This is a genomic window from Roseomonas sp. TS2 (assembly GCF_058833935.1).
In genome coordinates this window covers 1-26,643 of the sequence record NZ_JCACVY010000022.1, presented here as the reverse complement: position 1 = coordinate 26,643, position 26,643 = coordinate 1, and the positions used below count along the sequence as shown (strand labels likewise).

Genomic DNA, 26,643 nt, shown 5'->3' with positions numbered 1-26,643 from the left:
CCATGGCGCTGCTCGAAGTCGAGAACCTCCAGACGCATTTCCGTACCCCCGATGGCGGCGTGAACCGCGCCGTCGACGGGCTCTCCTTCTCGGTGGAGGCGGGCGAGACCGTCGCCATCGTGGGCGAGTCCGGCTGCGGCAAGTCCGTCACCTCCATGTCCATCCTGCGGCTCATCCCCGAGCCGCCGGGCAAGCTCGCCGGCTCCATCCGCTTCGAGGGGCGGGATCTGCTGAAGCTGTCGGAGCGCGAGATGCGCGCCATCCGCGGCAACGAGATCAGCATGATCTTCCAGGAGCCGATGACCTCGCTGAACCCGGTGCTGACCATCGGCCAGCAGATCGGCGAGGCGCTGCGGCTGCATCAGGGGCTCTCCAAGTCCCAGGCCGAGGCCAAGGCGGTGGAGATGCTGACGCTGGTCGGCATCCCGGCGCCCGCCAAGCGGGTGAAGGAATATCCGCACCAGCTCTCGGGCGGCATGCGCCAGCGCGTGATGATCGCCATCGCGCTCGCCTGCAATCCGAAGCTGCTGATCGCCGACGAGCCGACCACCGCGCTCGACGTGACGATCCAGGCGCAGATCCTCGACCTGATGCGCGACCTCAAGCGCACCGTCGGCGCCGCCATCGTGCTGATCACGCACGATCTCGGCGTGGTGGCCGAGGTGGCCGAGCGTGTCATCGTCATGTACGCCGGCCGCAAGGTGGAGGAGGCGCGGGTCGAGGACCTGTTCCGCACGCCCAAGCACCCCTACACCCAGGGCCTGCTCGGCGCCGTCCCCAAGCTCGGCTCCTCGCTCGATGGCACCACCGAGCGCCTGGCCGAGATCCCCGGCCTGGTGCCCAGCCTGAAGCAGAAGATCCAGGGCTGCGTCTTCGCCAGCCGCTGCCCGTACGCCACCGATCTCTGCCGCGAGGTGGCGCCGGCGCTGGAAGAGAAGGCGCCGCGCCATGTCGCCGCCTGCCACTACGCGGTGAAGGAGGCCGTCGCCGCATGAGCATGACCATGGGAACCCACCCCGCCCACGCGAACGCCCACCCGGCGGCCCAGGCGAACGCCCACCGGGGCGCCCGCCCGCTGCTGGAGGTGAACGACCTCAAGAAGCACTTCCCCATCAAGGGCGGCTTCTTCGGCGGCACCACCGGCCAGGTCTATGCCGTGGACGGCGTGACCTTCCACATCGACAAGGGCGAGACGCTCTCGCTGGTGGGCGAATCCGGCTGCGGCAAGTCCACCGTCGGCAAGGCGCTGCTGCGGCTGTTCCCGCCGACGGCCGGGCAGGTGGTGCTGGACGGCCAGCGCATCGACGACCTCAGCGCGGGCAAGCTGCGGCCGCTGCGCCGGCGCATCGGCGTGGTGTTCCAGGACCCCTTCAGCAGCCTCAACCCGCGGATGCGGGTGAAGGACCTGCTGGCCGAGCCTATCCGCAATTTCGGCCTGGCCAAGAACAGCGCCGACCTCGACGAGCGGGTGGCGAAGCTGATGGACACGGTGCGCCTGCCGCGCGACGCCGTGAACCGCTGGCCGCATGAATTCTCGGGCGGGCAGCGGCAGCGCATCTGCATCGCCCGCGCCCTGGCCGGCGAGCCGGACCTGATCGTCTGCGACGAGGCGGTCTCGGCGCTCGACGTCTCGGTGAAGGCGCAGATCGTCAACCTGCTGCAGGACCTGCAGAAGGAGCTCGGCCTGGCGATGCTGTTCATCAGCCACGACCTCGCCATCGTCGAGCACATGACGCACCGCGTGGCGGTGATGTATCTCGGCAAGATCGTCGAGATCGCGCCGCGGCGGGAGCTGTTCGGGGCGCCGAAGCACCCCTACACCGAGGCGCTGCTCTCCGCCGTGCCGGTGCCGGAGCCGGGCGCGGCGCGCGAGCGCATCGTGCTGACGGGCGACGTGCCGAGCCCGATCAACCCGCCCACGGGCTGCCGCTTCCACACCCGCTGCCCCTATGCCTTCGACCGCTGCCGCAGCGACGAGCCCAAGCTGCAGCAGACCACGCCGGGGCAGTGGGCCGCCTGCCACCTGCATGATCTGCTGGCGGAGAAGAACCCGCTGGCGCGCGGCGTCTCGGCCACGCTGGCCTGAGGCGCGGGAAGGGGGCCACGGCCCCCTTTTTCCTGGCCATAAGATGAGAACGCTTCTCAATCGCGTCGTGCTGTGCTAAACGTCACGCCCAGGATACATGCGCCCGCTTGACGGGCTGCCCGTGCTTGGATGACCCTTCCCCCAGGGACGCCGCGTCGCGCGGCGCCGTCTGCATGGGGGAGACGCGGCATGCCGCAAGTCACGCTGACCGTGAACGGCAAGAGCCACACCGTTGAAGTGGAAGCCCGCACGCTTCTGGTCGAAGTGCTGCGCGAGAAGCTGCGCCTGACGGGCACGCATGTCGGCTGCGACACCAGCCAGTGCGGCGCCTGCGTGGTGCAGATGGGCGAGGACAGCGTGAAGTCCTGCACCATCCTGGCCGTGCAGGCCGATGGCGCGCAGGTCACCACCATCGAGGGGCTGGCCGCCGCCGATGGCACGCTGCACCCGATGCAGGAGGCCTTCCGCGAGTATCACGCCCTGCAATGCGGCTTCTGCACGCCCGGCATGGTGATGAGCGCCATCGACCTGGTGAAGAAGCACCCGCAGGGCCTGTCCGAGCAGGAGATCCGCGAGGGGCTGGAAGGCAACATCTGCCGTTGCACCGGCTACCACAACATCGTCAAGGCGATCGCCGCCGCCGCCGATGTGATGCAGGGCCGCACGCCGGAGCTGGCGCGCGCCGGCTAGGCCGCGCGCAGCCGCCGCTGACGACGACGACCGGCCATATAAGGCCGGCGCGAGACAGAAGCGTTCCGCACGCCTTAGGGAGGCGAAGTCCATGAATGTCACCACCCACCCCTCCGAGGGGATCGGGGCCAGTGTCCGCCGCCGGGAGGATCTCCGCTTCCTCTCCGGCCGCGGGCAGTACACGGACGATCTCAACCGTCCCGGCCAGCTGCATGCCTGGATTCTCCGCAGCCCCTATGCGCATGCGCGGATCGACGGCATCGACACCGCCGCGGCCGCCGCCATGCCGGGCGTGCAGGCCGTCTACACGGCGGCCGACATCGAGGCGGCCGGGCTTGGCGGCATCCCCTGCGGCTGGCAGGTGACGGGCAAGGGCGGCCAGGTGATGGCCGAGCCGATGCACCCGGTCCTCGCCAGCGGCAAGGTCCGCCATGTGGGCGACCCGGTGGCCGTGGTGGTGGCCGAGACCCGCAACCAGGCGCGGGACGCGGCGGAGGCCATCGCCGTCTCCTACACGCCGCTGGCGGCGCTCTCCAACATGGCGGCGGCGCTGGCGCCCGGCGCGCCCCTGCTGCACGACGACGCGCCCGGCAATGTCTGCTTCGACTGGGAGATCGGCGACGCCGCTGCGACCGACGCCGCCTTCGCCACGGCGCACAGGGTGGTCCGCTTCGAGACCACCAACAACCGGCTGGTGCCGAACGCCATGGAGCCGCGCGCGGCCATCGGCGACTACGACCCGCACAGCGGCGAGCACACCCTCTACACCACCAGCCAGAACCCGCATGTCATCCGGCTGCTGATGGGCGCCTTCGTGCTGAAGGTGCCGGAGCACCGGCTGCGGGTGGTGGCGCCCGATGTGGGCGGCGGCTTCGGCAGCAAGATCTACCACTATGCCGAGGAGGCCATCGTCACCTGGTCGGCGGCGCAGCTGAAGCGGCCGGTGAAGTGGACCTGCGAGCGCAGCGAGGCCTTCCTCTCCGACGCGCATGGGCGCGACCACGTCACCACCGCCGAGCTGGCGCTGGACCGGGAGGGGAAGTTCCTCGGCCTGCGCGTCTCGACGCTGGCGAATATGGGCGCCTATCTCTCCACCTTCGCGCCCGCCGTGCCGACCTATCTCTCGGCCACGCTGCTGGCCGGCGTCTACACCACCCCGGCCATCCACGGGCAGGTGAAGGCGGTGTTCACCTCCACCGTGCCGGTCGATGCCTATCGCGGCGCCGGGCGGCCCGAGACGACCTACCTGCTGGAGCGCCTCGTCGACGTCGCGGCGCGCGAGATGGGGATGGACCGCATCGAGATCCGGCGGAAGAACTTCATCCGCCCCGACCAGTTCCCGTACCAGACGCCGGTCGCCCTGCAATATGACAGCGGCGACTACGAGGCGACGTTGCGCGAGGCGCTGCGCGGCGCCGACTATGCCGGCTTCGAAGCCCGCCGCGCCGAGGCGAAGGCGCGCGGCAGGCTGCGCGGCATCGGCGTCTCGACCTATCTGGAGGCCTGCGGCATCGCGCCCTCCAAGCTGGTGGGGCAGCTCGGCGCGCGGGCGGGGTTGTACGAGGTGGCCAATATCCGCGTCCATCCCACCGGCAGCGTCTCGGTCTTCACCGGCACGCACAGCCACGGGCAGGGGCACGAGACCACCTTCGCCCAGCTCGTCTCGGAGCAGCTCGGCGTGCCGCTCTCGCAGGTCGAGATCGTGCATGGGGACACGGGCAAGATCCCCTTCGGCATGGGCACCTATGGCTCGCGCAGCCTGGCCGTCGGCGGCAGCGCCATGGTCAAGGCGATGGACAAGATCATCGCCAAGGGCAGGAAGATCGCCGCCCACCTGCTGGAGGCCTCGGTCGAGGATATCGAGTTCAGCAACGGCCAGTTCCGCGTCGCCGGCACCGACCGCGCCAAGGCCTTCGCCGAGATCAGCATGGCGGCCTATGTGCCGCACAACTACCCGATCGAGGAGATCGAGCCCGGGCTGGAGGAGACCGCCTTCTACGACCCGAAGAACTTCACCTACCCCGGCGGCTGCCACATCTGCGAGGTGGAGATCGACCCGGAGACGGGGGAGGTGGCCGTGGTCGCCTTCACCGCCTGCGACGATGTCGGGCGCGTCATCAACCCGATGATCGTCGAAGGGCAGATCCAGGGCGGGCTGGCCCAGGGCATCGGCCAGGCGCTGATCGAGAACACGGTCTACGATGCCGAGGGCCAGCTGCTCTCCGCCAGCTTCAACGACTACGCCATGCCGCGCGCCACGCAGATCCCCTCCTTCGGCGTCTCCACCAGCACCACACTGTGCACGCACAACCCGCTCGGCGTGAAGGGCTGTGGCGAGGTGGGCGCCATCGGCTCGCCGCCCGCCGTCATCAACGCGGTGGTGGACGCGCTGCGTGATTATGGCGTGACCCATGTCGAGATGCCGGCGACACCGCTGAAGATCTGGTCCATCATCCATGCCAAGGACGGCGCGGCCCTGCCCGCCGCCGCCGAGTAGGGAGCCCCTCGCGATGTATGATTTCGCCTACCACAAGCCGAGCAGCCTCGCGGATGCGGTGAAGCTGCTGGCCGAGGATCCGGATGCCAAGCCGATCTCCGGCGGCATGACCCTGCTGCCGGCCCTCAAGCACCGGTTGAACATGCCGACGGCGCTGATCGACCTCTCCGGCATCGCCGAGCTGCGCGGCATCAAGCGTGAGGGCGATGCCATCGTCATCGGCGCCATGGTCAAGCATTTCGAGGTGGCGACCGACCCGCAGATCATGGCGGCGATCCCGGCTCTGGCGCGCATGGCCGCCACCATCGGCGACACCCAGGTGCGCAACCGCGGCACCATCGGCGGCAGCCTGGCCAACAACGACCCGGCGGCCGACTACCCCGCCGCCGCGCTCGCCCTCGGCGCCACCCTGATCACCGACCGCCGGCAGATCCCGGCCGACGATTTCTTCGTCGGCATGTTCACCACGGCGATGGAGCCGGGCGAGCTGCTCATCGGCGTCTCCTTCCCGATTCCCGAGAAGGCCGGTTACGCCAAGCTGCGCAACCCGGCCAGCCGCTACTCGATGACGGGCGTCTTCGTCGCCAAGGGGCCGAAGGGCGTGGGCGTCGGCGTCAACGGCGCCGCCTCCTGCGCCTTCCGCCAGAAGGAGATGGAAGCCGCGCTCGCCGCCAACTGGTCGCCCGAGGCCGTGGCCAATATCCGCCAGTCGGCCAACGATCTGAACAGCGACATCCATGGCAGCGCCGAGTACCGCGCCAACCTGGTGACGGTGATGGCCAAGCGCGCCGTGGCCGACGCCGGCTGAGGCGATTCCGGGCCGGCCCTATGGCCGGCCCCCTTTCGCCCGCGCGCGTGCTGCGGCACGCTGCACCTCCTGGTTCCTGGCAGCGGAGGGGTGCTCGCGTGCAGATCGACGATCCGGCGGTGATTGCGGAAGTCCGGGCGGTGTTCGACCGCTACGAGGACGCGCTGATGAACAACCGCACGGAAATCCTGGACGGCATCTTCTGGGCCGATCCGCGCACCGTGCGCTTCGGCATCGGCGAGATCCTCTACGGGCACGACGCCATCCGCGCCTTCCGCGCCTCGGTGAAGGCCTATGCGCAGCGGGTGCAGCGGACGGTGCACATCGTCGCCTTCGGGCAGGATTTCGCCGCCACCCATCTGGAATACGAGCGCGTCGGCACTGGCCTGATCGGGCGGGAGACCAAGATCATGGCGCGGCTGCCGGAAGGCTGGCGCGTCGTCTCCGCCCACGTCTCGCTGCTCGGGCGCGACGCCGCGCTGCAATCGCGGTGAGCGGCGCCATGCGGGGCCATGCCGCGATCATCGGCGCCGGGATCGTCGGCGCCGCCACCGCGCTGGCGCTGCGGCGCGAGGGCTGGGATGTCACCCTCATCGATCCTGGCGAGCCGGGCGGCGAGCAGGCGGCGAGCTATGGCAACGGCGCCTGGCTCTCGCCGCAATCCGTCATCCCGCCCGCCATGCCGGGGACATGGAAGAAGGTGCCGGGCTTCCTGCGCGATCCGCTGGGGCCGCTGGCCATCCGCTGGGGCTACCTGCCGCGCGTGGCGCCCTGGCTGCTGCGCTATCTCTGGGCCGGCTGGACCGAGGCCAAGGTGCTGCGCACCGCGCGGGCGCTGAAGCCGCTGCTCGACGGCGCGCCCGCGCTGCACCAGGCGCTGGCCGAGGAGGCCGGGGTGCCGGAGCTGATCCACCGCACCGGGCTGATGTACATCTATCCCAGCCGCGCCGCCTTCGAGGCGGAGGCGATGGCCTGGCGCATCCGCGCCGAGGTCGGCCTCGCCTGGCGCGAGGTGGGGGAGGAGGAGCTGCGCCAGCGCGAGCCCACCCTCGACCGCCGCTACACTTTCGGCATCCTGGCCGAGCAGGGTGGCCACTGCGCCGACCCCGGCGCCTATGTGGCGGCGCTGGTGGCGCTGGCCGAGCGGGAAGGGGTGCGCCGCGCGCGCAGCGCCGCCACCGGCTTCCGCGTCGAGGGCGGAAGGCTGCGTGCGGTGACGACGCAGGGCGGCGAGATCGCCGCCGACCGGGCGGTGATCGCCGCCGGTGCCCATTCCAGGGTGCTGGCCGCCGCCGCCGGCAGCCGCGTGCCGTTGCAGACCGAGCGCGGCTACCACGCGGTGATCGCGAATCCCGAGACGGGGCCACGCATTCCGCTGATGCCGTCGGACGGCAAGATGGCCATCACCATGACCCGCGCGGGGCTGCGCGTCGCCGGGCAGGTGGAGATCGCCGCGCTCGACGCGGCGCCCAACTGGAAGCGCGCCGAGATCCTGCGCGACCACCTGCTGCGCTGCTTCCCCGGCCTGCCGCGCGACCTGCCGGCGGAGCGGGTGAAGGTCTGGATGGGCAACCGTCCCAGCATGCCGGACGGCCTGCCCTGCATCGGCCCGGCGCGGAATTCGGGCGATATCGTGCTGGCCTTCGGGCATGGCCATGTGGGGCTGGTGGCCGGCCCGCGCACGGCCGCGCTGGTGGCCGCGCTGCTGGCCGGCCGGCGCCCGGATATTGCGCTGGAACCCTACGATCCACGGCGATTCGACTAGCAATCGGGACGCTCTGGTGCGAGGATGGACCATGCCGGCCCTGCATCCCGTCGGGCCGCACACTTTTACGGATACGAGACGCAGTGTTTCCGGATAACGATTCGCAGGGCGGCGCCGGGCCCATCGAGGCCGAGGTCAAGTGGTACAACGGCCGTAAGGGGTTCGGCTTCGTACTGGGCCCGGACGGTCAGGACGTGTTCTTCCACGCTTCGGCGCTCACCGAGGCCGGGATCGAGCCGCCCGAGACCGGTGACAAGCTGGTCTGCGAGATCGGCGCGGACCGCCAGGGTCGCCGGCTGGTGACCAAGATCCACGAGCGCAAGCTCGGCCCGGGCGCCCCGCCCGGTGGCGACCGTCCCCGCCGCGACTTTGGTGCCGGTGGCTTCGGCGACCGTCCGCCGCGCCGCGACTTCGGCGACCGTCCGCCGCGCCGCGATTTCGGTGCGCCCGGTGGCTTCGGCGACCGTGGCGGCTTCGGCGACCGTCCGCCGCGCCGCGACTTCGGTGCGCCCGGTGGCTTCGGCGACCGTGGCGGCTTCGGCGACCGTCCGCCGCGCCGTGATTTCGGCGACCGTGGCGGCTTTGGTGGCGGCGGCGGCGGTGGTGGCTTCGGCGCGCCGCGCAGCTTCGGCGACCGTCCGCCGCGCCGCGACTTCGGCGGCCGTGACGAGGGTGGCCCGACCTACGCCGTGAACGGCACGGTGAAGTGGTTCGACCAGGTGCGCGGCTTCGGCTTCGTCACGCCGGATGATGGTGGCCAGGACGTGTTCCTGCACTCTTCCGTGCTGCAGCGCGCCGGCAAGCAGGATGTCCAGCAGGGCGAGAAGCTCAACCTGGAGGTCCGCGACGGCCAGCGTGGCCGCCAGGCGGTGGTGCTGAAGGGCAACTGAGCCCCCGGCGCCGTCCCGCGACGGAATGAACAGAGCCCCCGGCGCAGCCCGCGCCGGGGGCTTTTTCGTGCCTTAGCGATATCTTCAATGCTGCGGGTCCAGAACATATCCCGAGCGCCGGCCGGAGCCGGCTGAAGGGAAACCCTTGCATGTCGCTGGATTCTGCTCCCCTGCTTCCCACGCCATCCCCTGGCCTGCGGCCCACGGAGATGGACGAACTCGACAGCATCCTCGCCGCCGGGCGCCAACTCAGCAGCGCCAAGGCAATGCTCGACCTGCTGCGCCAGGTGCTGGAAGACATCGACATGCTGGCCAGCGAGGCCGGCCGCATCCTCGTCCTGATCGCAGATCCCGCCCTGCCCGGGGAGGAGGGTCGCGCCGCCCTGGCGCGCTACCAGCGGAACTTCCAGGAGATCCTCTCGCTGCTGGCCGCTTCGCGCCATGTCAGCCAGCTGCTGATGAGCAACGCGGAGGATGGCAACCCGGGCATGCTTCGCTCGCTGGACCTGCTGGAGCGGATCGCCAGCCGGCTGCCGCGCCCGCCCGCCGATTCGGCCGCCGCCCGCGCCATGCTGCCGGATCTCAGCGCCTTCGCCCTGGCCGTGCTGGAAGCGCGCGACAGCTTCGCCGCCGACCGTGGCGCCATCGAGGCCCAGCTTTCGCTGAACCTGGAGCAGCTGGACGACCAGCAGGCCACGCTCGGCGCGCTGGAGGACACGGACCTGCTGAAGGAGGCGGCGCGGCTGCAGGCGCTGCAGATCCGCCAGCAGCTTGCCGGGCATGCCATCGGTTTGGGCGCATTGGTGCCCCGTTGCCTGCTGGATTTGCGCAGCGTCTGAACGCGGCGTGGAAAGGGGGCGCTTTCCGGGTTCCCCCCATTGCCGGCGCAGGGATAGCCTCGGTGCTGCACACAGAAGGAGAGCCACCGACAATGCGCCGATTGCTGCTTGGCCTCGCACTGGCCGGCTTATGGGCCCCTCTCGCCACGGCACAGGCACAGGACGCCGCGTGGCCCAACCGGCCCATCACCCTGATGGGCGGCTTTCCGAACGGCTCCGGCGTGGACATCTACCAGCGCAAGCTGGCCGAACCGCTCTCCCAGGCCTTGGGCGTGCCGGTGGTGGTGGACAACCGCAGCGGCGCCGGCGGCAACATCGCCAGCGATCATGTGGCCAAGGCGAAGCCGGATGGCTACACCTTCCTCTTCGGCACGGCCGGCACCCACGCCATCAACGCCACGCTCTACCGCAGCCTGCCCTTCGACCCGGTGAAGGACAGCACGCCCATCGCCCATCTGGGCGACGTGCCGAACGTGCTCACCGTCAGCGCGGAGCGGCGGCCTGGCCTCGCCACCTGCCAGGACGTGATCCGCACGGCGAAGGCGCAGCCGGGCAAGCTGAACTACGCCTCCACCGGCAACGGCGCCTCGACCCACCTGGCCGGCGCGCAGTTCGCGCAGGTGGCGGGGCTGGACATCGTGCATGTGCCCTTCCGCGGGCAGCCCGGCGCGCAGACGGCGCTGCTGTCCGGCGATGTGGACCTGTTCTTCAACCAGTCCGGCCCCTCCATCGGCTACATCAAGCAGGGGCAGGTGAAGGGGCTGGCGGTGACGACGGCCAAGCGCCTGGAGGCGTTGCCCGAGGTGCCCACCGTGGCCGAGGCCTGCGGCCTGCCGGGCTTCGACAGCAGTACCTGGTACGGCATCTTCGCGCCGCCCGGCCTGCCGGAGCCCATCCAGGCGCGGATGAACGCCGAGATCCAGCGCATCATCACCACGCCCGAGTTCCGCCGCTGGCTGATCGACACCCAGGGCATCACGCCCAGCACCCTCTCCACCCCGGCCGAGTTCCGCGCCGTGCAGGAGCGCGACATCGCCCGCTGGGGCGAGGTGGTGCGCCGCTCCGGCGCGCAGGTGGACTGACGCGGCAGGGCCGGGGCGGTCGCGCCCCGGCCCGCCTGGCTCAGCCGCGCCCGACAAAGGGCATCTTCGTCGCCATCACCGTCATGAACTGGATGTTGGCGTCGAGCGGCAGCGAGGCCATGTGCAGCACGGCCTCGCCCACATGCCGCACATCCATGCGCGGCTCCACCATCATGGTGCCGTTGGCCTGCGGCACGCCCTTGGTCATGCGGTCGGTCATCTCGGTCGCGGCGTTGCCGACGTCGATCTGGCCGCAGGCGATGTCCCATTTCCGCCCGTCGAGGCTGAGCGACTTGGTCAGGCCGCCGATGGCGTGCTTGGTGGCCGTGTAGGGGGCCGAGCCGGGACGCGGCGCGTAGGCGCTGATCGAGCCGTTGTTGATGATGCGGCCGCCGCGCGGCTCCTGGTGCTTCATCATGCGGTAGGCCTCCTGCGCGCAGAGGAAGGCGCCGTTCAGGTTGGCCGCGACCACGCCGAACCAGTCCTCGTGCGAGATCTCGTCGAAATCGACCGCTGGGCTGCCGCGCCCCGCATTGTTGAACAGCAGGTCGCAGCGGCCCCACTTCTCCTTCACGGCGGCAAACAGCGCGGCCACGGAGGCGGCGTCGCCCACATCCGTCGGCACCGCCAGGCAGCGCGCGCCGGCCTCGCCCGCCTGGGCGATGGTGGCCTCCAGCGCATCGGCGCGGCGGCCGGCGAGGGCGACATGCCAGCCTGCGCCCAGCAGGGCGAGCGCGGCGGCGCGGCCGATGCCGCTGCCCGCGCCTGTGACGACGGCGATCTTGCTCATGGGCGTTCCCCTTCTTAACTGAATCGTGCCGCAGCCTGCGGCGGCCGGGGCGGAAGCGCAAGCCAGCTCCGGCGCGGCTGTCCGGCCTGGCCGGTAGGGGGATTTCCGATGCGACGCACCGCCATCCTGGCCCTGGCCCTCGCGGGGGCCGGCGCCGGCGCCGCCCTGGCGCAGAACGCCCCCGCCCAGCTCTGGCCCACCCGCGACGTGGCGGTGACCTACACGGCCCGCGGCGGGCGCGAGGCACCGCGCACGGTGCAGGCGGCATGGCTCGCCGCCGAGCGGCGGCTGCGGGTCGAGCCGCCGGAGGCGCCGGGCTGGGTGCTGGTAGACCTGCCGCGCGGCCAGGCGATGATGGTGATGGATTCGATGCGCACCGCCATGCAACTGCCGGACGAGCAGAAGCTGCCGCTGACCGGTGGGCTTCCGCCGGGCACGACGATGACGCCGGCCGGCAGCGCCACCGTGGCCGGCCACCGCTGCGACATCTGGCGCGTCAGCAATCCGGACGGGCAGGGCACCGTCTGCCTGACGCCGGATGGCGTGCTGCTGCGCGCGCAGGGCAAGCATGAGGGCAAGCAGGGCATGCTGGAGGCCACCGCCGTCTCCTACACCCGGCAGGACCCGGCCCGCTTCCGCCTGCCGCCCGAGTACCGCAGCGTCACGCTGCCGCCCGGCCTGCTGAAGAACCTGCCGCCGGGCCTGGCGCAAAGCATTCCCGGCCTCTCGCGCTAAGGCACCGCCTCACCAGGGGCAGGGCGGAAGACGCAGGGCGCGCTCCAGCAGGTGCGAAGGCAGCAGCCCGGCCATGGTGCTCCTGCGGCTCAGCCCATGGTCCAGGCCCAGCTCCGCCTGGAAGGTCTCGCCCAGCGCTTCCACCAGCAGCGCCGCGAAATCGGGGTCGAACTGGGTGCCGGAGCAGGCCTGCACCTCGCGCAGCGCCTCGGCCACGCTGAGGTGCCGGCGATAGGCCCGCCCGGGCTCGATCATCGCGACGAAGGAATCGGCCACGCAGATGGCGCGCGCCAGCGGTGACAGGGCCGTGCCCGCGCGCCCGCCGGGATAGCCGCCGCCCTGCCAGCGCTCATGGTGGTCCCGCGCCGCCGCCTGCACCGCTTCCGGGTAGCGCAGCGCGGCCAGGGCCTCGGCGCCGGTCAGGGGATGGGCGCGCATCATGTCCGTCTCGCGGGCGCTGAGGCCGCGGGCGGCATCGAGCAGGCTGGTCGGCAGGAAGACCTTGCCCAAATCATGCAGCAGGCCGGCCGCCACCACCTCGGCCATGTCGCCCAGCCCGTCCGGGCGGTGGCTCCACATGGCCAGCAGCACCGTGGCCACCCGCACCGAATGATCCGCCGTCGCCGGATGGTGGCGCCGGATGGCCGCCAGCAGGCGCAGGCTCTGGCGGGAGAGGTTGCCGGGCGTGGCGCCCGGCCCGAGCACGTCACAGGCACTCTGAATCATCGCGCATCATCGCCCTGCCGGGTGGATGCGGCGAGGCTACCACACCAGCCGGTAGCCGCGCCCGCGCACCGCCAGAAGCTGGATGGCGCCATTCGAGGACTGTTCCAGCTTCTGCCGCAGCGAGGAGGCGAACTGGTCCACGCCGCGTTGCTGCGGCCGCCGCCGATAGCCCAGCACGTGCTCGGCGATCATGTCCCGCTCGGCGGTGAGGGAGGGGTCGCGCAGCATCATCGCCAGCAGCCCGGCCTCGGCGCCGGTGAGATGGATCTCCGACCCGCCGGGGGGGACCAGCCTCTGCCGGGCAGGGTCCAGCAGCACGCCCATCGCCATGCGCGGCGGCAGCGGCTCCGACGTGGCCGGCGGCGCCGGCAGGCGGCGGGAGAGCGCCCGCAGCCGGGCCACCAGCTCCCGCGGGGAGACGGGCAGGGGCAGATGGTCATCGGCGCCCAGCTCCAGGCTGGCCACGCGCTCCGCCTCGCCGGCCTGCCGGCTCAGCACCACCAGGCCGCGCCCACGGCCGGGAATGCGGCGGAGCATCTCGGGGGCCGAGCCCGCGGCCCAGTCGAGATCCAGCACCACCACCCGCGCCGGAGCCTGCTCCAGCGCCGCGCAGAAATCATTCAGGTCGTCGATGAGGTTCGGCTGGTAGCCGGACTGCATCAACGCTTCTGAGAGCGTCGCGGCCGTGCGAGGGCAACCCAGCCCCAGCAGGATGCCTTCGACGCGGGCCTGCTCCGCCAAGCTTCGCGGGCGGCGCAGCGGGGGTTCTAGGGTTGTGGTTTCGTTTACCATTGCTCGCTATGATAGCAGAGCAATTTGCGGAATCTACTGTAATGTGAGTTTTTCTCCTGAAAGTGGATCGGATGCCAGAACTTTCTGCGTGAGCGCCGATTGCAGCGCCGCCGCCAGCTCATCGCCTGTGCAGGGCTTGAGAAGAAGCGGCGGCTGGCCGGGCGTGGCGCCCGCCTCCACGGCATAGGCGGAGATCAGGAGCACCGCGCAGGATGGCTGCCAATGCCGGGCCTTCTCAGCCAGGCGCAGGCCGCTGAGGCCGCCAGGCAGCATCACATCGGTCAGCAACAGGTCGGGGCGCAACCCTTCCTCGATCAGCTGCAAGGCGGCCGGGCCGTCCTCCGCCGCATGCACCGCGCAGCCCAGCGCCTGCAACTGCGCTGTCAGCCGCTGGCGCAGCGATGGCTCGTCCTCAACCAGCAGGATGCAGGGGCTGCCCTCCAGCCGTGGCGGCGTCAGCGTCTCGGAAGGGGCGGGCAGGGAGAGCGGAGACCAGGGCAGCAGCAATTCGGCCAGGCATCCGCCGCCGGCAGCATCGCTCAACCGGAAGGCACCGCCCTGCCGCCGCGCGAAGGCGGCGATCGCGGCGAGGCCGAGGCCATGCCCGCCAGGCTTTTCGCTGAAGCCGGCCTCGCCCGCCCTGCCAAGGGCCGCCCCGTGAAGCCCGCTGCCGGAATCCCGCACCGTAAGCCGCAGGCACGGCCCCGGCGGCAGCGGCGCCGGCGCCGCCTCCAGGCGGTGCAGCGTGAGCCGCAGCGATCCCCCCTGCGGCATCGCCGCGCGCGCGTTCAGCACCAGGTTCACCGCGGCGCTTTCCAGCTGGCCCGCTTCCAGCGGCAGGGGCGGCAGGCTTGGCGGAATCTCGGCCTCCAGCGCCACGGCGGGGCCGGCCAGACGCCGCAGGAGGCCCAGCAGGCCGCGCAGGAGCGCCGCCGGATCGGCCGGCCGGGCTTCCGTCCGGCCGCTGCGGATCAGCCCCAGCAGCGCGCCGCTGAGCGCCTGCCCGAGCGCGCCGGACCGGCGCAGCGCCTCCGCCGCCTCCGCCGCCTCGGGTGGCAGGCGGCAGGCCGTCTCCTCCATGGCGGCCATCAGATGGCCCAGATCATGCGCCAGGCCGGCGGCCTGGATGATCGCCGCGCCCGGCAGCGCGCCGCCCGCCGGAGCCTCGGGCGCCGCGGCCTGACGCTGGCCGGTTTCCCGGAACTGCAGGGCGATGCCATCCCCGGCGGGATAGGAGAGCATGCGGAAGCTGCGGTCGCCGCCCTCACAGGGCAGGGTGATGTCGAACTCGGCCCGGCCGCCGCGCACGGCCACGGTGTGCAGCTGCTCCACCAGCGCGGTCTCCAGCAGGATGGGGTAGCGCTGCCACAGGGTCTGGCGGGGCAACGCGCCCTCCGCCAGCTTCAGCATCCGGCGGGCGGCGGTGTTGGCATAGGCGAAGCGCCATTCCGAATCGAGCGCGATGAAGCCATCGCTGATCGACTCCAGGATGAACTCGACCCGGCCCCGGGCGCTTTCGGCCTCCTGCGCCGCGTGGTGCAGCGTGCCGATCAGGCGCCGGTTGCGGATCGCGATGCCGGCCAGAACGCCCAGCTGCGACAGCATGGCGATGTCGTCGGCGTCGAAGGCATGGTCGGCATCGCCTACCAGAAGTGTGCCGAGCGGCGCGCCATCCGCCCCGCGCAGCGGCACCGACAGGGCGGCGGGACGCTCCGCCTGCGCCGGCCAGAGGCAGGGCGCGTCACCGGCGAGGCCGGGTTCGAGCGCCAGCCGGCGCAGCGCGGCCAGGGCGGGCGGCGCGTCGCCGGGCTTCAGGTCGATCACCGGCTCATGGCCTGCCGGCTCGTGCAGGCGGATGGCGGCGAAGCGCGCTGCAGCCGCCTGCCGCGCCAGCTGCCCGACGCGGTGCAGCAGGGCGGGCATCTCGGCCATGGCGGCGATCTGCGCCGAACCCCGCGCCAGCGCCTCGAGCCGCGCGGTGGCGGCCTGCCGGGCCGCCAGCCGCCGCGCCATCTCGCGCAGCACCAGCACCGTGCCCGCGCCGATGGCGAGGGTGGCCAGGAGAGCCAGCCCGATCAGCAGCCAGGTGCGCTGCCACCATGGCGCCATCACCTCCTTCTGGCTCTGGAGGGCGATGAGCATGAGCGGCTGGCCCTGCACCGGCACCGCCGCATAGTAGCGTGGCGTGCCGTCGGCCGTGGCACGGTCCATGCCCGAGGCACGCCGGCGCTCGCGCAGGGCCCGCACCACCTCCTCCGCGCGTGCCGGCTTCTCGCCGGCCTGCCAGGGCCCGGGCGGATGCACGGCGAGGCGGTGCCCCTCCGCGTCGAACAGCAGCAGGCGGGCACCCTTGGCGAGCGGCAACCGCGCATACTGTCCGGCCAGCCCCTGCAGGGGCAGCAAGGCCATGCCCACGCGGTGCGCATCCAGCCGGCGCAGCAGCGGCAGGATGCTGCCTTCGCCGCCGCGCAGCGGCGGCGCGACATGCAGCGCCGGCTCCCCGGCCGGCAGGCTGGCGAGGGAGGCGACATAGCCCTGCTGCAGCCCCGCGAGGTGCTCCCGGCCCCGGGCGGTCGCCAGCTTCACCGCCCCGGCGGCATCGAGCACAAACAGCCCGGTTCCCTCCGGCGCGAGCGCCTCGTGCCGCTGCAGCCGCCGGACCCCTTCGGCATCCTCGTCGAGTCCCTCCAGGCCGAGCAGCGCCTGGTCCAGGCCGTTCAGCATCGCCGCGGCCTGGGCGGCGGCGGCCTCCGCCAGCGCATTGACGCCGCGCAGCACGCGATCCTCCGTCCGGCGCCGGTCCAGCGACAGGTTGAGTCCCAGTGCGGTTGCCAGGAGGCTGGTCATCAGCAGGGCCAGCACCGCCGCGCGGCCTGCCCTCACGCGGCGCGACCGCCTTGGCGGCTAACAGGGTTCAGGCCGGTCGGCGCTTCCGCCATGCTGATCCATGCTGCTCTCAGGGTGCGCCTCCACGCAAAGCCTCATGCTCCAGGCTGAGCTGGACGGTCTAGAGAAGCATCGTGCGCTCGAAAGCGGCCAGGCGGGCCAGAAGCGTCAGGGCGGCGGCATAGTAGTGCGGCGCGGCCAGGACCTGGGGCAGGTCGGCGACACGGGCCTGCGGATCGAGGACCAGCCGCATGATGGCCTGCATGCCGCTGTCGGCCGCATAGGGCGCCACGGTGTCCTGCGCAAAATCGGTCCAGGCCGGCGTGTAACCCGCCGGATGACGGGTGCTCCAGAAGCGGGCGGCAGCGCGGGCGGCCGGCTCGTCCAGCAGCCCTGCCCAGGCCATGTAGAGCGGGATGCGGACGGCATCGTAGGAGAAGCGGGCGGGCCAGCCGACGGCCGGGCTGGGCGGTTCCTCCGGCTTGCCGGTCAGGCGGATCCAGTCCGCCGGCAGGTTCCAGGCGCCGAAGCCGCTCTCCCGCAGCAGCGCCAGCCCATCCTCGCGAAGCGGCCGCCACAGCCCCTCAGGATGCAGCCGCGCCATCGCGTCCAGGGCGGGGAAGACATAGTAGGAAGGATTGATGACCGTATAGCTGGGATGTTCGAAGCCGAAGGCAGCGGGCAGCAACACGATCCGCCCGCCCACTCTCCGCACGCAGCGCTCATGCAGGTCCCGGGCGATCGCGGCAGCCCGCTCGGTGAGCTCCGGCCGGTGCCAGCGACGGCCGGCCCGTTCCAGCGCCCAGGCGATGAACAGGTCGCCATCCGCTGCGTTGTTGGTGTCTTCCACCGGATTCCGCCGGTCCGGGCGCCAGCTCCAGACATGCAGCGAATCCTGCGGGCGGCGCAGATTCTGCTGTGTCCAGGCCAGCACGCGGTCGAACACCGGCTGGTCGTCGAACGCCTCCGCCATCAGCAGCGCCCAGCCCTGGCCCTCGGAATGGGAGGCGTTGTTGTTGCCGGTGTCGATGATGCGGCCGACGGGCAGCAGATAGAGGGCCTTGAAGCCCTCCCATTCCTGCCGGTCGGGCATGACGGAGGCGGAGCGGAACTCCGCATACCCCGGGAAGCGAGGCACCACGGCCAACAGGCCGGCGCAGAGCGCCACCCATTTCCGCCGTCCGAAAGCCCCCTGCATTGCGTGATGCCCACCCATTCCTGAAGGACCAGTGACTACCTTCAATAGCAAAGCATTTAGCTATGCGCGCAATACGCGCACAAGCCCGATGGTCTGCAGGGTTCAAGAGAATTTGTCCGGCACTCCCGGGAACAACACGCGCAGCGACATGGCGGCTTCACCGTCTATAAACCACAGGTTGATTTGCCCGGCAGAATTGTATGTGCCGCGGCGTTCGCCTCATTCGTCAAGCGCCTGTCATGTGACGGTCACGGCTCCGTCGCATGGCTCGGATACTGCCGCCCTGGTCGAAACATCCCGGTCCGGCAGCCACGTCAGAAGCCCGGGCCCAGCCAAGGGAAGCCGGAATGCCCAACAGCACCGCGCCTGATCCCCGCCCCGCCCTGCGCCGCTACCGGGCCCTGTTCATCTCCGACACTCATCTCGGCATGCGGGGCTGCCGCGCGGAGCTGCTGCTCGACTTCCTCAACCAGGTCGAGTGCGACCATCTCTACCTGATCGGCGACATCATCGATGGCTGGCGCCTCCGCCGCTCCTGGTACTGGGAGCCGGGGCACGACCTGGTCATCCGCCGCGTGCTGGCCATGGCCCGCGCCGGCACCCGCGTCACCTACATCCCCGGCAACCATGACGAGGTGTTCCGCGACTGGGCCGGGCCGGAGTTCGAGGTGGCCGGCGTCGCGCTGCTGCGCGAGGCGGTGCATGAGGCGGCCGATGGCCGGCGCTTCCTGCTGATCCATGGCGACGAGTTCGACAGCGTGGTGCGCTACGCCACGCTGCTCGCCCATCTGGGCGACTGGGCCTATGACGCGGCGCTGGTGGCCAACCGCTGGTTCAACGCGGCGCGGCGCCGCCTCGGCTACCCGTACTGGTCGCTCAGCCAGTGGCTGAAGCGCCAGGTGAAGGAGGCGGTAAAGGCGATCGACCGATTCGAGGTGGCGCTGGCCGAGGAGGCGCGGCGGCGGGGCCTGGACGGCGTGATCTGCGGCCACATCCACCACGCCGAGATGCGCATGGTGAACGGCGTGCTCTACATGAACGATGGCGACTGGGTGGAAAGCTGCACCGCGCTGGTGGAGAATGCCGATGGCCGCTTCGAGCTGATCGACTGGGCCGCCGAGCAGCGCCGGCGCCACGCCGCGCCGCCTGCCCTGCCGGCGCCCGTCGCATTGCCGGCGGCATGAGATGCGCATCCTGATCGTCTCCGACGCCTGGGCGCCCCAGGTGAACGGCGTGGTGCGCACCCTCGGCATGGTCTCCGCCGCGCTGCGGCGCGGCGGAGACACGGTGGAGGTGCTGGGGCCGGACCGCTTCCGCGGCCTCGCCGTGCCCGGTGAGCCGGGCCTCCGCCTGGCGCTGGGAGCGGGGCCGCAGCTGGGTGCCCTGGCCGGGGTCTTCGCGCCGGACGCCGTGCACATCGCCACCGAGGGGCCGCTCGGCTGGAGCATGCGCCGACTCTGCCAGGCCCGCGGCTGGTCCTTCACCACGGCCTTCCACACCCGCTTCCCGGATTACCTGCGGGCGCGGCTCGGCGTCCCGGCGGCGATCTCCTGGCATGTGCTGCGGCGCTTCCATGCCGCTGCCGCCGGCACCTTCGTCGCCACCGAGGCGCTGCGGCAGGAGCTGGCGGGGCAGGGCTTCACCCGCCTGCGCCCCTGGTCGCGCGGCGTGGACACCGCCCTGTTCCAGCCTGGCCCGCGCGACGCCTTCGCCGGCTTGCCGCGGCCCATCTTCCTGTACGCCGGGCGCGTCGCGCCGGAGAAGGGGGTGGAGGACTTCCTGGCCCTGCCGCTCCCGGGCAGCAAGGTGGTGGTGGGGGACGGACCGCTGCGCGCCACGCTGGAGCGGCGCTACCCCGAGGCGCGCTTCACCGGCTTCCTGCACCGCGAGGCGCTGGCGGCCGCCTACGCGGCGGCCGACGTGATGGTGTTCCCCTCCCGGACCGACACCTTCGGGCTGGTGCTGCTGGAGGCGATGGCCTGCGGCACGCCGATCGCCGCCTACCCGCAGCCCGGGCCGCGCACCGTGCTGGGCAACGCCGAGCCGCCCCTGAACATCGGGGCGATGGACACGGACCTGCGCGCCGCCTGCCTGCGCGCCCTCTCGGCGGACCGGGCCGCCTGCCGCGCGCGGGCGGAGTCCTTCTCCTGGGAGGCCTGCGCCGCACAGTTCCGCGCCCAGCTCGTGCCGCTGCGGGTCTAGGCAAAAAGGCCGGGGAGGGGCCACCCCCCCCGGCATGCCTCTCATTGCGGCGTGTAGCGCCAGACGCTGGCGGGCGGGAAGTTGCGCGGCGTCCAGGCCTCGCGCCGGGCGCTCAGGCCGAGCTTGCGCCAGGGCAGGGGCGAGGTGATGCAGTAGCTGTAGAGCAGGAAGCCGAGTCCCGGCGCCACCGCCTCCAGGCTCGCCAGGAAGCGGCGCTGGCGCTCCAGCGGCAGCAGCACCAGCGGGATGCCGCAGATGGCGGTGCCGATCCGCCCCCGGGCCTCGGGCGGCAGGCAGCCGGGCAGGTCGAAGGCGTCGCCCTGTACCACGCGCACGCCAGGCAGCACCCGGCGCAGATGCGCCGCCATCTCCGGCACGATCTCGACGACGATCAGCTGCTCCGGTGGCACGCCCCGCTCCAGCAGGGCGCGCGACAGCACTCCGGTGCCTGCACCCAGCTCCAGCACGTACTCCCCGGGCCCCTGGCTCGTCAGCGCCGCGATGCGGCGGCAGAGGGTGGGGGAGGAGGGCACCACGGACCCCATCTGCAGGGGATTGGCCAGCCAGCGCCGCAGAAACAGACCGGCATGGGCGACCTTCCCGGGCGGAACCTCGGCATGCGGGGGCAGTGCGTCGGGCATGCGGAACCTCAGCTTGATGATCCGCATTCGTTAACCCGCGGCCTGCGACAGATGCGTGGCGGCGGCATGACGTTCCGGCGAAGCAGGGCGGCCGCCACGGCTGCCCGCGGTGGTCCTCCGCCCCGTCACATCGCGCCGCGCCCTCTCAGGCCGGCAGCGGGCACCTAATGAACGGAGGGCCGCAGCTTGCGCAGCAGCGCCAGGAGCCGCGGCGGCAGCGGCTCCTCGGCCGCGTCCTGGTATTCCTCGCGCAGGCGCTCGTCGAGCCAGTCCCGCCGCGTGTTCCCGGCGTCAGGGCTGGCGATGCCGGCCGCCTTGTCCTCGGGTGCCGTTTCGCTGGCCTGATCTTCCTCGGCAGGCACGGGCGCAGGGACGGATTTAGCCACGCGGGGGCTCTCTTCTCACGAAGTGGTGTGCCATCGTAAAGGCGTAGGCCTGTGCATTTCGACAGGGAAGTTGTAACGGTGAGGCCTTCGGTCTGAAATTCAAGCGCGCCCCGCCGGCCGAAAACCCGCCGGCACGGAGGTTGGTTGCCAGGAGCAGGAAGGTCACGCGAGCATGGGCTCTGACCCCGCCGACCTGTTACCCGTCCTGCGGGCCCTGCGCCGCTACACCCACGCCGCACTCGGGTCCCGCGTGCTGGCAGACCGCGTGGTGGAAGTCGCGCTGAACGATCTGCTGACCGACGAATCGCGCCGCCCTTCGAAATGCTCTCCGGGGCGGCTGCGGCTCTACCGCGCGGTGCAGGACCGGCTCTCCAGCCTCCTGGACTGCCCGCCTCCCCATCCGGGCCGGCTCGTGGAAGCGCTGCCGGAAGAGGCCGAATCGCAGGCGCATGCGCTGGTCCGGCTCTGGCTGCGGCGCCGGCTGCGGCGGCTGACGGCGCCGCAGCGCCACGCCCTGCTGCTGTGCCACCTGGAAGGCTTCACCCCGTTGCAGATCGCCCGCATCCTCCGGGTCGATCCGGGCGCCGCGCGCACCCTGCTGGCGCAGGCCTGGGCCATCACCGTGCCGCCCTGCCCGGCGGAGATCCTGATCATCGAGGACGAGATGCTGACGGCGCTCGACATGTCGATGACGATGCGCGACCTCGGCCATACCGTGCTGGGCATCGCCAGCTCGGCGCGGGAGGCCGAGATGCTGCTGAAGGACGGGCGGCCCGACCTGATCCTGTCCGAGCTGCGGCTGGCCACCGGCGCCGGCCAGGCGATGCTGCGCCAGCTCGGCGCGGCGGATGCGGCGCCCATCGTCTTCGTGACGGCGAGCGAGGAGCCGATTCCCCTGCCGGGGCAGCGCGCCCCGGCCTTCGTGGTGCGCAAGCCCTTCTGCGCCCGGCACTTGGCGATGGCGGTGTGCGATGCCCTGGCCGCCGGGCGCGAGCGCCGCCTGACGCTCAGCGCCTAAGGCGCGGCGTCAGGCGCCAGCGGCCCCGGCTTCGGCGGCCCCGGCTTCCTGGCGGGCCTCGGCCAGGGCCTGCGCCTCCTGCACGCGGGCGATCTCCTCGTTGAAGCCCATCAGCCGGAAATCGGTCATCCGCGTCGGGTAGAGGATGCCGTCGAGATGGTCGTTCTCGTGCTGGACGACGCCGGCATGGAAGCCGCCCACCTCGGCCGAGATGGTGCGGCCATCGCAATCCTGCCCGGTGTAGCGCACCCGCTTGTAGCGCGGCACGGCGGCGCGCAGGCCGGGGATGGAGAGGCAGCCTTCCCAGCGGAGATGCTTCTCCTCGCCCAGCGGCTCGATCACCGGATTGATCAGCACGGTGTTGCCCACCGGCACGTCGTCCGGCGCGCCGGTGGCGCGGTTGGGCAGGACGCGGAAGACGAAGAGCCGCAACGGCACATGCACCTGCGGCGCGGCGAGGCCGGCACCCGGCGCATCCTCCATCGTCTCGAACATGTCCTGCACCAGTCGGCGGATCTCCGGCGCGCCGGGGTCCGGCACCGGCTGGCACCGCTCCAGCAGAACGGGGTGGCCCATGCGGGCGATCTTCAGAATGGCCATGCCGGTTCCTGCGGAGAAAGGGTTTCTGGCGGGCACCGAATGTGCGGGAGGCGCCGCCCGGCCGCAACACCGCCCCTCGCTTCCGCCGGCCCGGTCCGGCCGGGGCCCTTCAGCCCAGGAGGTCGTCCGTGCGGCCTTCCTGGGAGCCGTACAGGATGTAGTGCCGTGCGGCCGCGTCCTGGTCGGCGCCGAAGGCGACCTGGAGATCGACATAGTTGGTCAGGTACTGCACGGCGTCGAAGCTGACCTTGCGGCCCTCGAACCGTCCGTACTGGAGGTAGTGCAGGGCGCCGGCCTCGCGGTTGGCGCCAAAGGCGTCGATCAGGTCGTCATGGGAGGCGATGTAGTCGAGGGCGTCGAACAGCACCGTCCGCCCTTCGTGCCGGCCCTGCTCGATATAGTGCGCCGCCGCCCTGTCCTGGTTGCTGCCGAAGGCCAGGATGAGGTCGGTGTAGGAGGCGGTGTATTCGAGGCTCTCGAACCGCGTCACGCGCCCCTCGGCCCAGCCATGCGTCATCTGGTGCAGGGCGCCGGCCTCCCGGTCGGTGCCGAAGGCGTTCATCAGGTCCGCGTAGGAGGCGGTGTATTCGAGGGCGTTGAAGGTGATCGCCCGTTTCTCCGCATGGCCCTGCCGGATGTAGTGGGCGATGGCGGCCTGCACATCGATGCCGAGGTTCAGCTGCAGGTCCGCGTGGGAGGCGAGGTATTCCGCGCCCTGGAAGGCCACCGGCCGCCCCTCGCGGGCGCCATGATGCAGGTAATGCTCGAATCCGGCCCCCGCATCGGCACCGAAGGCGCGGATCAGCTCCGGATTGGCGGCGATGTAGGCCAGCGGCGCGAAGCTCTCGCCGATGGCGGGGCGGAACTCGCCGCTGGTGAACTGGAGGCGCTCGACGCCGATCAGCCGGTCGCTTCCCTCCAGCGCCAGGGCGGAGGCGGTCAGCGGAATGGTGGCCAGGGTGCCGCTCCACGCCACCAGCCGGTACTCGGCGGCCTGGCCGTTCAGCACCACCGTGTCCAGCCCGGCTCCGCCATCGATCACATCATCGCCGGGGCCGGGCAGGGCGGTGTCGTTGCCGGCGCCCAGCCGCAGCACGTCGTTCCCCGCATAGGCGCGCACATGGTCGTCGAGCGGTGAGCCGGACAGGATGTCGTCGCCGGCCAGGAGGGCGGCGCGGGCAGCCTCGCTCATGCCGTGCCAGGTGCCGCCCAGCAGCTGGCCGACCGGCATGGAAAGCCCCTCCACCCTGAGGGTGGTGATGCCGTCCCGGCTCTCCTGGAAGCCGGAGACGGTGCCCTGCGCGGGAGCGCCATAGGCATCGTACTGGAAGCCGCTGCCGAAGAACTCGAGGGCGTAGGAGGCATCCCCGGTGAATCTCAGATCCGCCCGGGCATAGCCTGCCTGCCGTGAACTAAACGTCAGGTAATTCCAGGAAACAGCCTCCGGATTCCGGAAATCTAGGCTGGTCCGGCTTCCGGCTGTGATCTGCACCATTGGTCTGTTCCTGGGCCACGGCTTCCTGAGTTTCTTGTTGTTAACACAGAGGCCGCAGGCTGTCCCAGCCGAGTCGCAGGTTGCGGCGCCGCTGAACGGAAAGGGAAGGCCGCAGAAATTCGCACGTTGCAAAAGGCGAATTTTCTGCTAGGTTTTCCATCACGAAAAATTGATTGACACATGACGGGGCGCTCAGATGCAGCGGAAGCCGACCGATTTTTCGGACGCCATGGCGGGGATCGACCAGGCCATGCTCGATGACGTTGCCGAGGCCGGCGAGGTGCGGAGGATGTCCAGCGCCGCCTTCCTCAAGATCGGCGCCATGCATGGCGTGACCGTCGAGATCGAGCCGCCGCTCGGCGCCGACGGGGATGTGCCGCTCCTGGTGCGGCAGGGGCTGGTGATTCGCTGCATGCTGCCGCGCGGCATCTCCGCCGCCTGGCTGGCCGCCGCGCTGGCCGAGGGCCCGGTGGCGCAGCTGGTGCAGAAGGTGCTGGATGGCCACCGGCTGAACCTGACCGCCGATGGTGGCACCGGGCAGCTGAGCCGCGGGGCGGAACTGGCCCGCAGCCGGCTGCTGGAGACCCTCTCCGCCATGTCGCCGCTGCTGCCGGCCATGGCTCCCACCAGGAGCCGCCGCCCGCGCAAGGCGCCGCTGCAGCTGGCCGCGGCCTGAGGAGGCTGATGGCCGGCGTGCCGGCCGCGAGGGTTCCGCCCGCGCGGGGAGTGCGGGGCTGATCGAAGCGTGTCTTGAGCTTGCGCTTGGCGACCGCCACAACTCTGCCCTATGGCAGGGTTAATCGAACGGAAAGGCTGGCCTCCCTCGGCGGGGGGCGGCCTTTTCATGCCATGACCAAGCGCGCGCGCGAGACAGCCGGAGACCCGAGATGAACGACATGCTGCCCCCCGGCCAGAAGGCCCCGACCAAGCTTCGCCCGGGCGTGGTGACCGGCGCCGACTACTTGGCCCTGCTGGATGCCTGCCGCGACGGCGGCTACGCCCTGCCGGCGGTGAACGTGGTCGGCACCAACAGCATCAACGCCGTGCTGGAAGCCGCGGCCAAGAACAAGTCCGACGTCATCATCCAGCTCTCCAACGGCGGCGCCCGCTTCTTCGCCGGCGAGGGCTGCCCCGATGCCGCCGCCGCCCGCGTGCTGGGCGCCGTCTCCGCCGCGCAGCATGTGCACACCGTGGCCGCCGCCTATGGCATCTGCGTCGTGCTGCACACCGACCATGCCGACCGCAGCCTGCTCCCCTGGGTCAACGCCATGATCGACCATGGCGAGGAGCACATGAAGCGCACCGGCAAGCCGCTCTTCTCCTCGCACATGATCGACCTGTCGGCCGAGCCGCTGGACGTCAACATCGAGGAATGCGCCAAGGTCCTGAAGCGGATGGCGCCGCTCGGCATGAGCCTGGAGATCGAGCTGGGCGTGACCGGCGGCGAGGAGGACGGCATCGGCCACGACCTCGAGGAATCGGCCGACAACGCCCATCTCTACACCCAGCCGGAGGACGTGCTGAAGGCGTGGGAGGTGCTGGCGCCGATCGGCCATGTCACCGTCGCCGCCTCCTTCGGCAACGTCCATGGCGTCTACGCCCCCGGCAACGTCAAGCTGCGGCCGGAGATCCTGAAGGGCTCGCAGGAGGCCGTCTCCGCCAAGTTCGGCGGTGGCGAGAAGCCGATGAGCCTGGTCTTCCACGGCGGCTCCGGCTCCGAGAAGGACAAGATCACCGAGGCGGTGTCCTACGGCGTGTTCAAGATGAACATCGACACGGACACGCAGTTCGCCTTCGCCGAGCCGGTGGGCGCCTATGTGCAGGCCAGCCCGGTGGCCTTCACCCACCAGATCGACCCCTCCAACGGCAAGCCCACGAAGAAGCTCTACGACCCGCGCAAGTGGCTGCGTGCCGGCGAGAAGGGCATCGTCAAGCGGCTGGACGAGGCCTTCGCCGACCTCGGCTCCGCCGGCCGTACCCTGGCGGGCTGAGCCACGGAAACCGGGCGGCGGTGGCGCGCCGCCGCCCGGCCTTCCCGGGGCGCCCCGCCAACCCGGCCGCGGCACGGGCATGGCCGGGCGCCGCCGGCATCTCGCTGCTTTCCCTGCGCGGGTGCCGTTCTGGCCATCTTCCGGCCTGCAATCCAACCACCGCCCCCGGCATGGCGGCGCTGACGCCGGCGCCCGCCGCGCTGCCGGCCTGGCCGCTGCGCGGCATCTGCCCGGCCTGTGCCCGAAGCACCCTCAAGGGTGCTGCGGGTTCCCGGCATGGCGCCGTCCCACGCCTGAGGCACGGGCAGCCGGCAGTCTTTTTTCAACCTCTGCCGTAACCTTGACCTTGGCGCTGCGTTGCGGCGGCTGTGACACAGCGCCTTACGACCGGCCGCGCCCTGGCGGCGGACCCTCTCGCCGCCGCGCAGCGCGTGGCCTCGCTGGCCCGGGCCCTAGGCGCCGCCCGCGACGCCGACGGGGCCTTTCCGGATTCGGAGGTGGCCGCGCTGCACGATGAAGGCCTGCT

At 71.4% G+C, this 26,643-nt stretch carries 25 protein-coding genes; 16 read left to right on the top strand and 9 right to left on the bottom strand.

What is annotated here, in order from left to right; all coding sequences use genetic code 11:
• Positions 1–2: 2 nt before the first annotated feature.
• The 10 genes from ACZJYS_RS06440 (at position 3) to ACZJYS_RS06395 (ending at position 10,657) form a co-directional block, all read left to right on the top strand.
• Positions 3–995: an ABC transporter ATP-binding protein gene (locus ACZJYS_RS06440; protein ID WP_109517710.1), complete on the top strand. Its 993-nt coding sequence runs from the start codon at positions 3–5 to the stop codon at positions 993–995.
• The gene (locus tag ACZJYS_RS06435) at positions 992–2,086 is read left to right on the top strand and encodes an ABC transporter ATP-binding protein (protein ID WP_493176577.1); all 1,095 of its coding nucleotides are present in this window, start codon (positions 992–994) and stop codon (positions 2,084–2,086) included. The genes ACZJYS_RS06440 and ACZJYS_RS06435 overlap by 4 nt, the downstream gene beginning before the upstream one ends.
• Positions 2,087–2,275: 189 nt before the next feature.
• Positions 2,276–2,776 carry a (2Fe-2S)-binding protein gene (locus ACZJYS_RS06430; RefSeq protein WP_109517711.1) on the top strand — a complete coding sequence of 167 codons (501 nt, stop codon included), beginning with the start codon at positions 2,276–2,278 and terminating at the stop codon, positions 2,774–2,776.
• A 91-nt stretch (positions 2,777–2,867) separates the two neighbouring features.
• A complete protein-coding gene (locus ACZJYS_RS06425) occupies positions 2,868–5,273 on the top strand; it encodes a xanthine dehydrogenase family protein molybdopterin-binding subunit (RefSeq protein ID WP_493176575.1) in 2,406 nt (801 codons plus the stop codon).
• Between the two features lie 13 nt (positions 5,274–5,286).
• On the top strand, positions 5,287–6,081 hold the full coding sequence (locus tag ACZJYS_RS06420) for an FAD binding domain-containing protein (RefSeq protein ID WP_493176574.1): 795 nt from the start codon (positions 5,287–5,289) through the stop codon (positions 6,079–6,081).
• A gap of 98 nt (positions 6,082–6,179) precedes the next feature.
• Complete coding sequence (gene hpxZ, locus ACZJYS_RS06415; protein ID WP_109517714.1) at positions 6,180–6,575, top strand: oxalurate catabolism protein HpxZ; 396 nt, start codon at positions 6,180–6,182, stop codon at positions 6,573–6,575.
• 8 nt (positions 6,576–6,583) lie between these two features.
• Positions 6,584–7,846 (top strand): NAD(P)/FAD-dependent oxidoreductase, encoded by a 1,263-nt coding sequence (locus ACZJYS_RS06410; RefSeq protein WP_109517768.1) that lies wholly within the window; start codon positions 6,584–6,586, stop codon positions 7,844–7,846.
• Positions 7,847–7,929: 83 nt separating this feature from the next.
• Positions 7,930–8,736 carry a cold-shock protein gene (locus tag ACZJYS_RS06405; protein WP_146201911.1) on the top strand — a complete coding sequence of 269 codons (807 nt, stop codon included), beginning with the start codon at positions 7,930–7,932 and terminating at the stop codon, positions 8,734–8,736.
• A gap of 149 nt (positions 8,737–8,885) precedes the next feature.
• Positions 8,886–9,575 (top strand): hypothetical protein, encoded by a 690-nt coding sequence (locus ACZJYS_RS06400; protein WP_493176571.1) that lies wholly within the window; start codon positions 8,886–8,888, stop codon positions 9,573–9,575.
• A gap of 92 nt (positions 9,576–9,667) precedes the next feature.
• Positions 9,668–10,657, top strand: coding sequence for a Bug family tripartite tricarboxylate transporter substrate binding protein (locus tag ACZJYS_RS06395; protein ID WP_379648743.1), 990 nt, complete (start codon positions 9,668–9,670; stop codon positions 10,655–10,657).
• 40 nt (positions 10,658–10,697) lie between these two features.
• Here the strand turns inward: ACZJYS_RS06395 and ACZJYS_RS06390 are convergent, their stop codons facing one another.
• Positions 10,698–11,447: an SDR family oxidoreductase gene (locus ACZJYS_RS06390; protein ID WP_109517717.1), complete on the bottom strand. Its 750-nt coding sequence runs from the start codon at positions 11,445–11,447 to the stop codon at positions 10,698–10,700.
• Between the two features lie 108 nt (positions 11,448–11,555).
• Between ACZJYS_RS06390 and ACZJYS_RS06385 the strand changes: the two genes are divergently transcribed.
• Entirely contained in the window at positions 11,556–12,182 is a 627-nt protein-coding gene (locus tag ACZJYS_RS06385; RefSeq protein ID WP_493176566.1) for a hypothetical protein, read from the top strand.
• Between the two features lie 9 nt (positions 12,183–12,191).
• Here ACZJYS_RS06385 and ACZJYS_RS06380 read toward each other — a convergent pair whose 3' ends face one another.
• From ACZJYS_RS06380 to ACZJYS_RS06365, 4 genes are all read right to left on the bottom strand, one after another.
• Entirely contained in the window at positions 12,192–12,908 is a 717-nt protein-coding gene (locus ACZJYS_RS06380; RefSeq protein WP_493176565.1) for an HD-GYP domain-containing protein, read from the bottom strand.
• 36 nt (positions 12,909–12,944) lie between these two features.
• Positions 12,945–13,568, bottom strand: a complete 624-nt coding sequence (locus ACZJYS_RS06375; protein ID WP_181378174.1) for a response regulator transcription factor — start codon at positions 13,566–13,568, stop codon at positions 12,945–12,947.
• A 165-nt stretch (positions 13,569–13,733) separates the two neighbouring features.
• Entirely contained in the window at positions 13,734–16,583 is a 2,850-nt protein-coding gene (locus tag ACZJYS_RS06370; RefSeq protein WP_493176563.1) for a response regulator, read from the bottom strand.
• Between the two features lie 124 nt (positions 16,584–16,707).
• A complete protein-coding gene (locus ACZJYS_RS06365; RefSeq protein WP_493176561.1) occupies positions 16,708–17,727 on the bottom strand; it encodes a family 8 glycosyl hydrolase in 1,020 nt (339 codons plus the stop codon).
• A gap of 404 nt (positions 17,728–18,131) precedes the next feature.
• On the opposite strand from ACZJYS_RS06365, the gene ACZJYS_RS06360 reads away from it, so the two are divergent.
• Both ACZJYS_RS06360 and ACZJYS_RS06355 read left to right on the top strand, forming a co-directional pair.
• On the top strand, positions 18,132–18,968 hold the full coding sequence (locus ACZJYS_RS06360; protein WP_109517723.1) for a UDP-2,3-diacylglucosamine diphosphatase: 837 nt from the start codon (positions 18,132–18,134) through the stop codon (positions 18,966–18,968).
• 1 nt (position 18,969) lies between these two features.
• Complete coding sequence (locus ACZJYS_RS06355) at positions 18,970–19,986, top strand: glycosyltransferase family 4 protein (RefSeq protein ID WP_493176559.1); 1,017 nt, start codon at positions 18,970–18,972, stop codon at positions 19,984–19,986.
• 41 nt (positions 19,987–20,027) lie between these two features.
• Here ACZJYS_RS06355 and ACZJYS_RS06350 read toward each other — a convergent pair whose 3' ends face one another.
• Together ACZJYS_RS06350 and ACZJYS_RS06345 are read right to left on the bottom strand one after the other, a co-directional pair.
• A complete protein-coding gene (locus ACZJYS_RS06350) occupies positions 20,028–20,627 on the bottom strand; it encodes a class I SAM-dependent methyltransferase (RefSeq protein ID WP_493176557.1) in 600 nt (199 codons plus the stop codon).
• Between the two features lie 164 nt (positions 20,628–20,791).
• Positions 20,792–21,013 (bottom strand): NepR family anti-sigma factor, encoded by a 222-nt coding sequence (locus tag ACZJYS_RS06345; RefSeq protein WP_146201914.1) that lies wholly within the window; start codon positions 21,011–21,013, stop codon positions 20,792–20,794.
• Positions 21,014–21,185: 172 nt separating this feature from the next.
• On the opposite strand from ACZJYS_RS06345, the gene ACZJYS_RS06340 reads away from it, so the two are divergent.
• Positions 21,186–22,031 (top strand): sigma factor-like helix-turn-helix DNA-binding protein, encoded by an 846-nt coding sequence (locus ACZJYS_RS06340; protein WP_493176554.1) that lies wholly within the window; start codon positions 21,186–21,188, stop codon positions 22,029–22,031.
• Between the two features lie 9 nt (positions 22,032–22,040).
• On the opposite strand, the gene def is transcribed toward ACZJYS_RS06340, so the two are convergent.
• Positions 22,041–22,631 (bottom strand): peptide deformylase, encoded by a 591-nt coding sequence (def, locus tag ACZJYS_RS06335; protein ID WP_493176550.1) that lies wholly within the window; start codon positions 22,629–22,631, stop codon positions 22,041–22,043.
• A 109-nt stretch (positions 22,632–22,740) separates the two neighbouring features.
• On the bottom strand, positions 22,741–24,126 hold the full coding sequence (locus ACZJYS_RS06330; RefSeq protein WP_493176548.1) for a calcium-binding protein: 1,386 nt from the start codon (positions 24,124–24,126) through the stop codon (positions 22,741–22,743).
• Between the two features lie 196 nt (positions 24,127–24,322).
• Between ACZJYS_RS06330 and ACZJYS_RS06325 the strand changes: the two genes are divergently transcribed.
• Positions 24,323–24,802, top strand: a complete 480-nt coding sequence (locus ACZJYS_RS06325; RefSeq protein ID WP_109517729.1) for a hypothetical protein — start codon at positions 24,323–24,325, stop codon at positions 24,800–24,802.
• Positions 24,803–25,022: 220 nt separating this feature from the next.
• Positions 25,023–26,117 (top strand): class II fructose-bisphosphate aldolase, encoded by a 1,095-nt coding sequence (gene fbaA / locus ACZJYS_RS06320; protein WP_379648801.1) that lies wholly within the window; start codon positions 25,023–25,025, stop codon positions 26,115–26,117.
• Positions 26,118–26,643 lie beyond the last annotated feature (526 nt).

Coding starts and splice junctions, on each gene's coding strand:
- ACZJYS_RS06440 (WP_109517710.1), top strand. CDS start 3: ATGGCGCTGCTCGAAGTCGAGAACCTCCAGACGCATTTCCGTACCCCC.
- ACZJYS_RS06435 (WP_493176577.1), top strand. CDS start 992: ATGAGCATGACCATGGGAACCCACCCCGCCCACGCGAACGCCCACCCG.
- ACZJYS_RS06430 (WP_109517711.1), top strand. CDS start 2,276: ATGCCGCAAGTCACGCTGACCGTGAACGGCAAGAGCCACACCGTTGAA.
- ACZJYS_RS06425 (WP_493176575.1), top strand. CDS start 2,868: ATGAATGTCACCACCCACCCCTCCGAGGGGATCGGGGCCAGTGTCCGC.
- ACZJYS_RS06420 (WP_493176574.1), top strand. CDS start 5,287: ATGTATGATTTCGCCTACCACAAGCCGAGCAGCCTCGCGGATGCGGTG.
- ACZJYS_RS06410 (WP_109517768.1), top strand. CDS start 6,584: ATGCGGGGCCATGCCGCGATCATCGGCGCCGGGATCGTCGGCGCCGCC.
- ACZJYS_RS06400 (WP_493176571.1), top strand. CDS start 8,886: ATGTCGCTGGATTCTGCTCCCCTGCTTCCCACGCCATCCCCTGGCCTG.
- ACZJYS_RS06395 (WP_379648743.1), top strand. CDS start 9,668: ATGCGCCGATTGCTGCTTGGCCTCGCACTGGCCGGCTTATGGGCCCCT.
- ACZJYS_RS06390 (WP_109517717.1), bottom strand. CDS start 11,447: ATGAGCAAGATCGCCGTCGTCACAGGCGCGGGCAGCGGCATCGGCCGC.
- ACZJYS_RS06385 (WP_493176566.1), top strand. CDS start 11,556: ATGCGACGCACCGCCATCCTGGCCCTGGCCCTCGCGGGGGCCGGCGCC.
- ACZJYS_RS06380 (WP_493176565.1), bottom strand. CDS start 12,908: ATGATTCAGAGTGCCTGTGACGTGCTCGGGCCGGGCGCCACGCCCGGC.
- ACZJYS_RS06375 (WP_181378174.1), bottom strand. CDS start 13,568: ATGCAGTCCGGCTACCAGCCGAACCTCATCGACGACCTGAATGATTTC.
- ACZJYS_RS06360 (WP_109517723.1), top strand. CDS start 18,132: ATGCCCAACAGCACCGCGCCTGATCCCCGCCCCGCCCTGCGCCGCTAC.
- ACZJYS_RS06355 (WP_493176559.1), top strand. CDS start 18,970: ATGCGCATCCTGATCGTCTCCGACGCCTGGGCGCCCCAGGTGAACGGC.
- ACZJYS_RS06350 (WP_493176557.1), bottom strand. CDS start 20,627: ATGCCCGACGCACTGCCCCCGCATGCCGAGGTTCCGCCCGGGAAGGTC.
- ACZJYS_RS06340 (WP_493176554.1), top strand. CDS start 21,186: ATGGGCTCTGACCCCGCCGACCTGTTACCCGTCCTGCGGGCCCTGCGC.
- def (WP_493176550.1), bottom strand. CDS start 22,631: ATGGCCATTCTGAAGATCGCCCGCATGGGCCACCCCGTTCTGCTGGAG.
- ACZJYS_RS06330 (WP_493176548.1), bottom strand. CDS start 24,126: ATGGTGCAGATCACAGCCGGAAGCCGGACCAGCCTAGATTTCCGGAAT.
- ACZJYS_RS06325 (WP_109517729.1), top strand. CDS start 24,323: ATGCAGCGGAAGCCGACCGATTTTTCGGACGCCATGGCGGGGATCGAC.
- fbaA (WP_379648801.1), top strand. CDS start 25,023: ATGCTGCCCCCCGGCCAGAAGGCCCCGACCAAGCTTCGCCCGGGCGTG.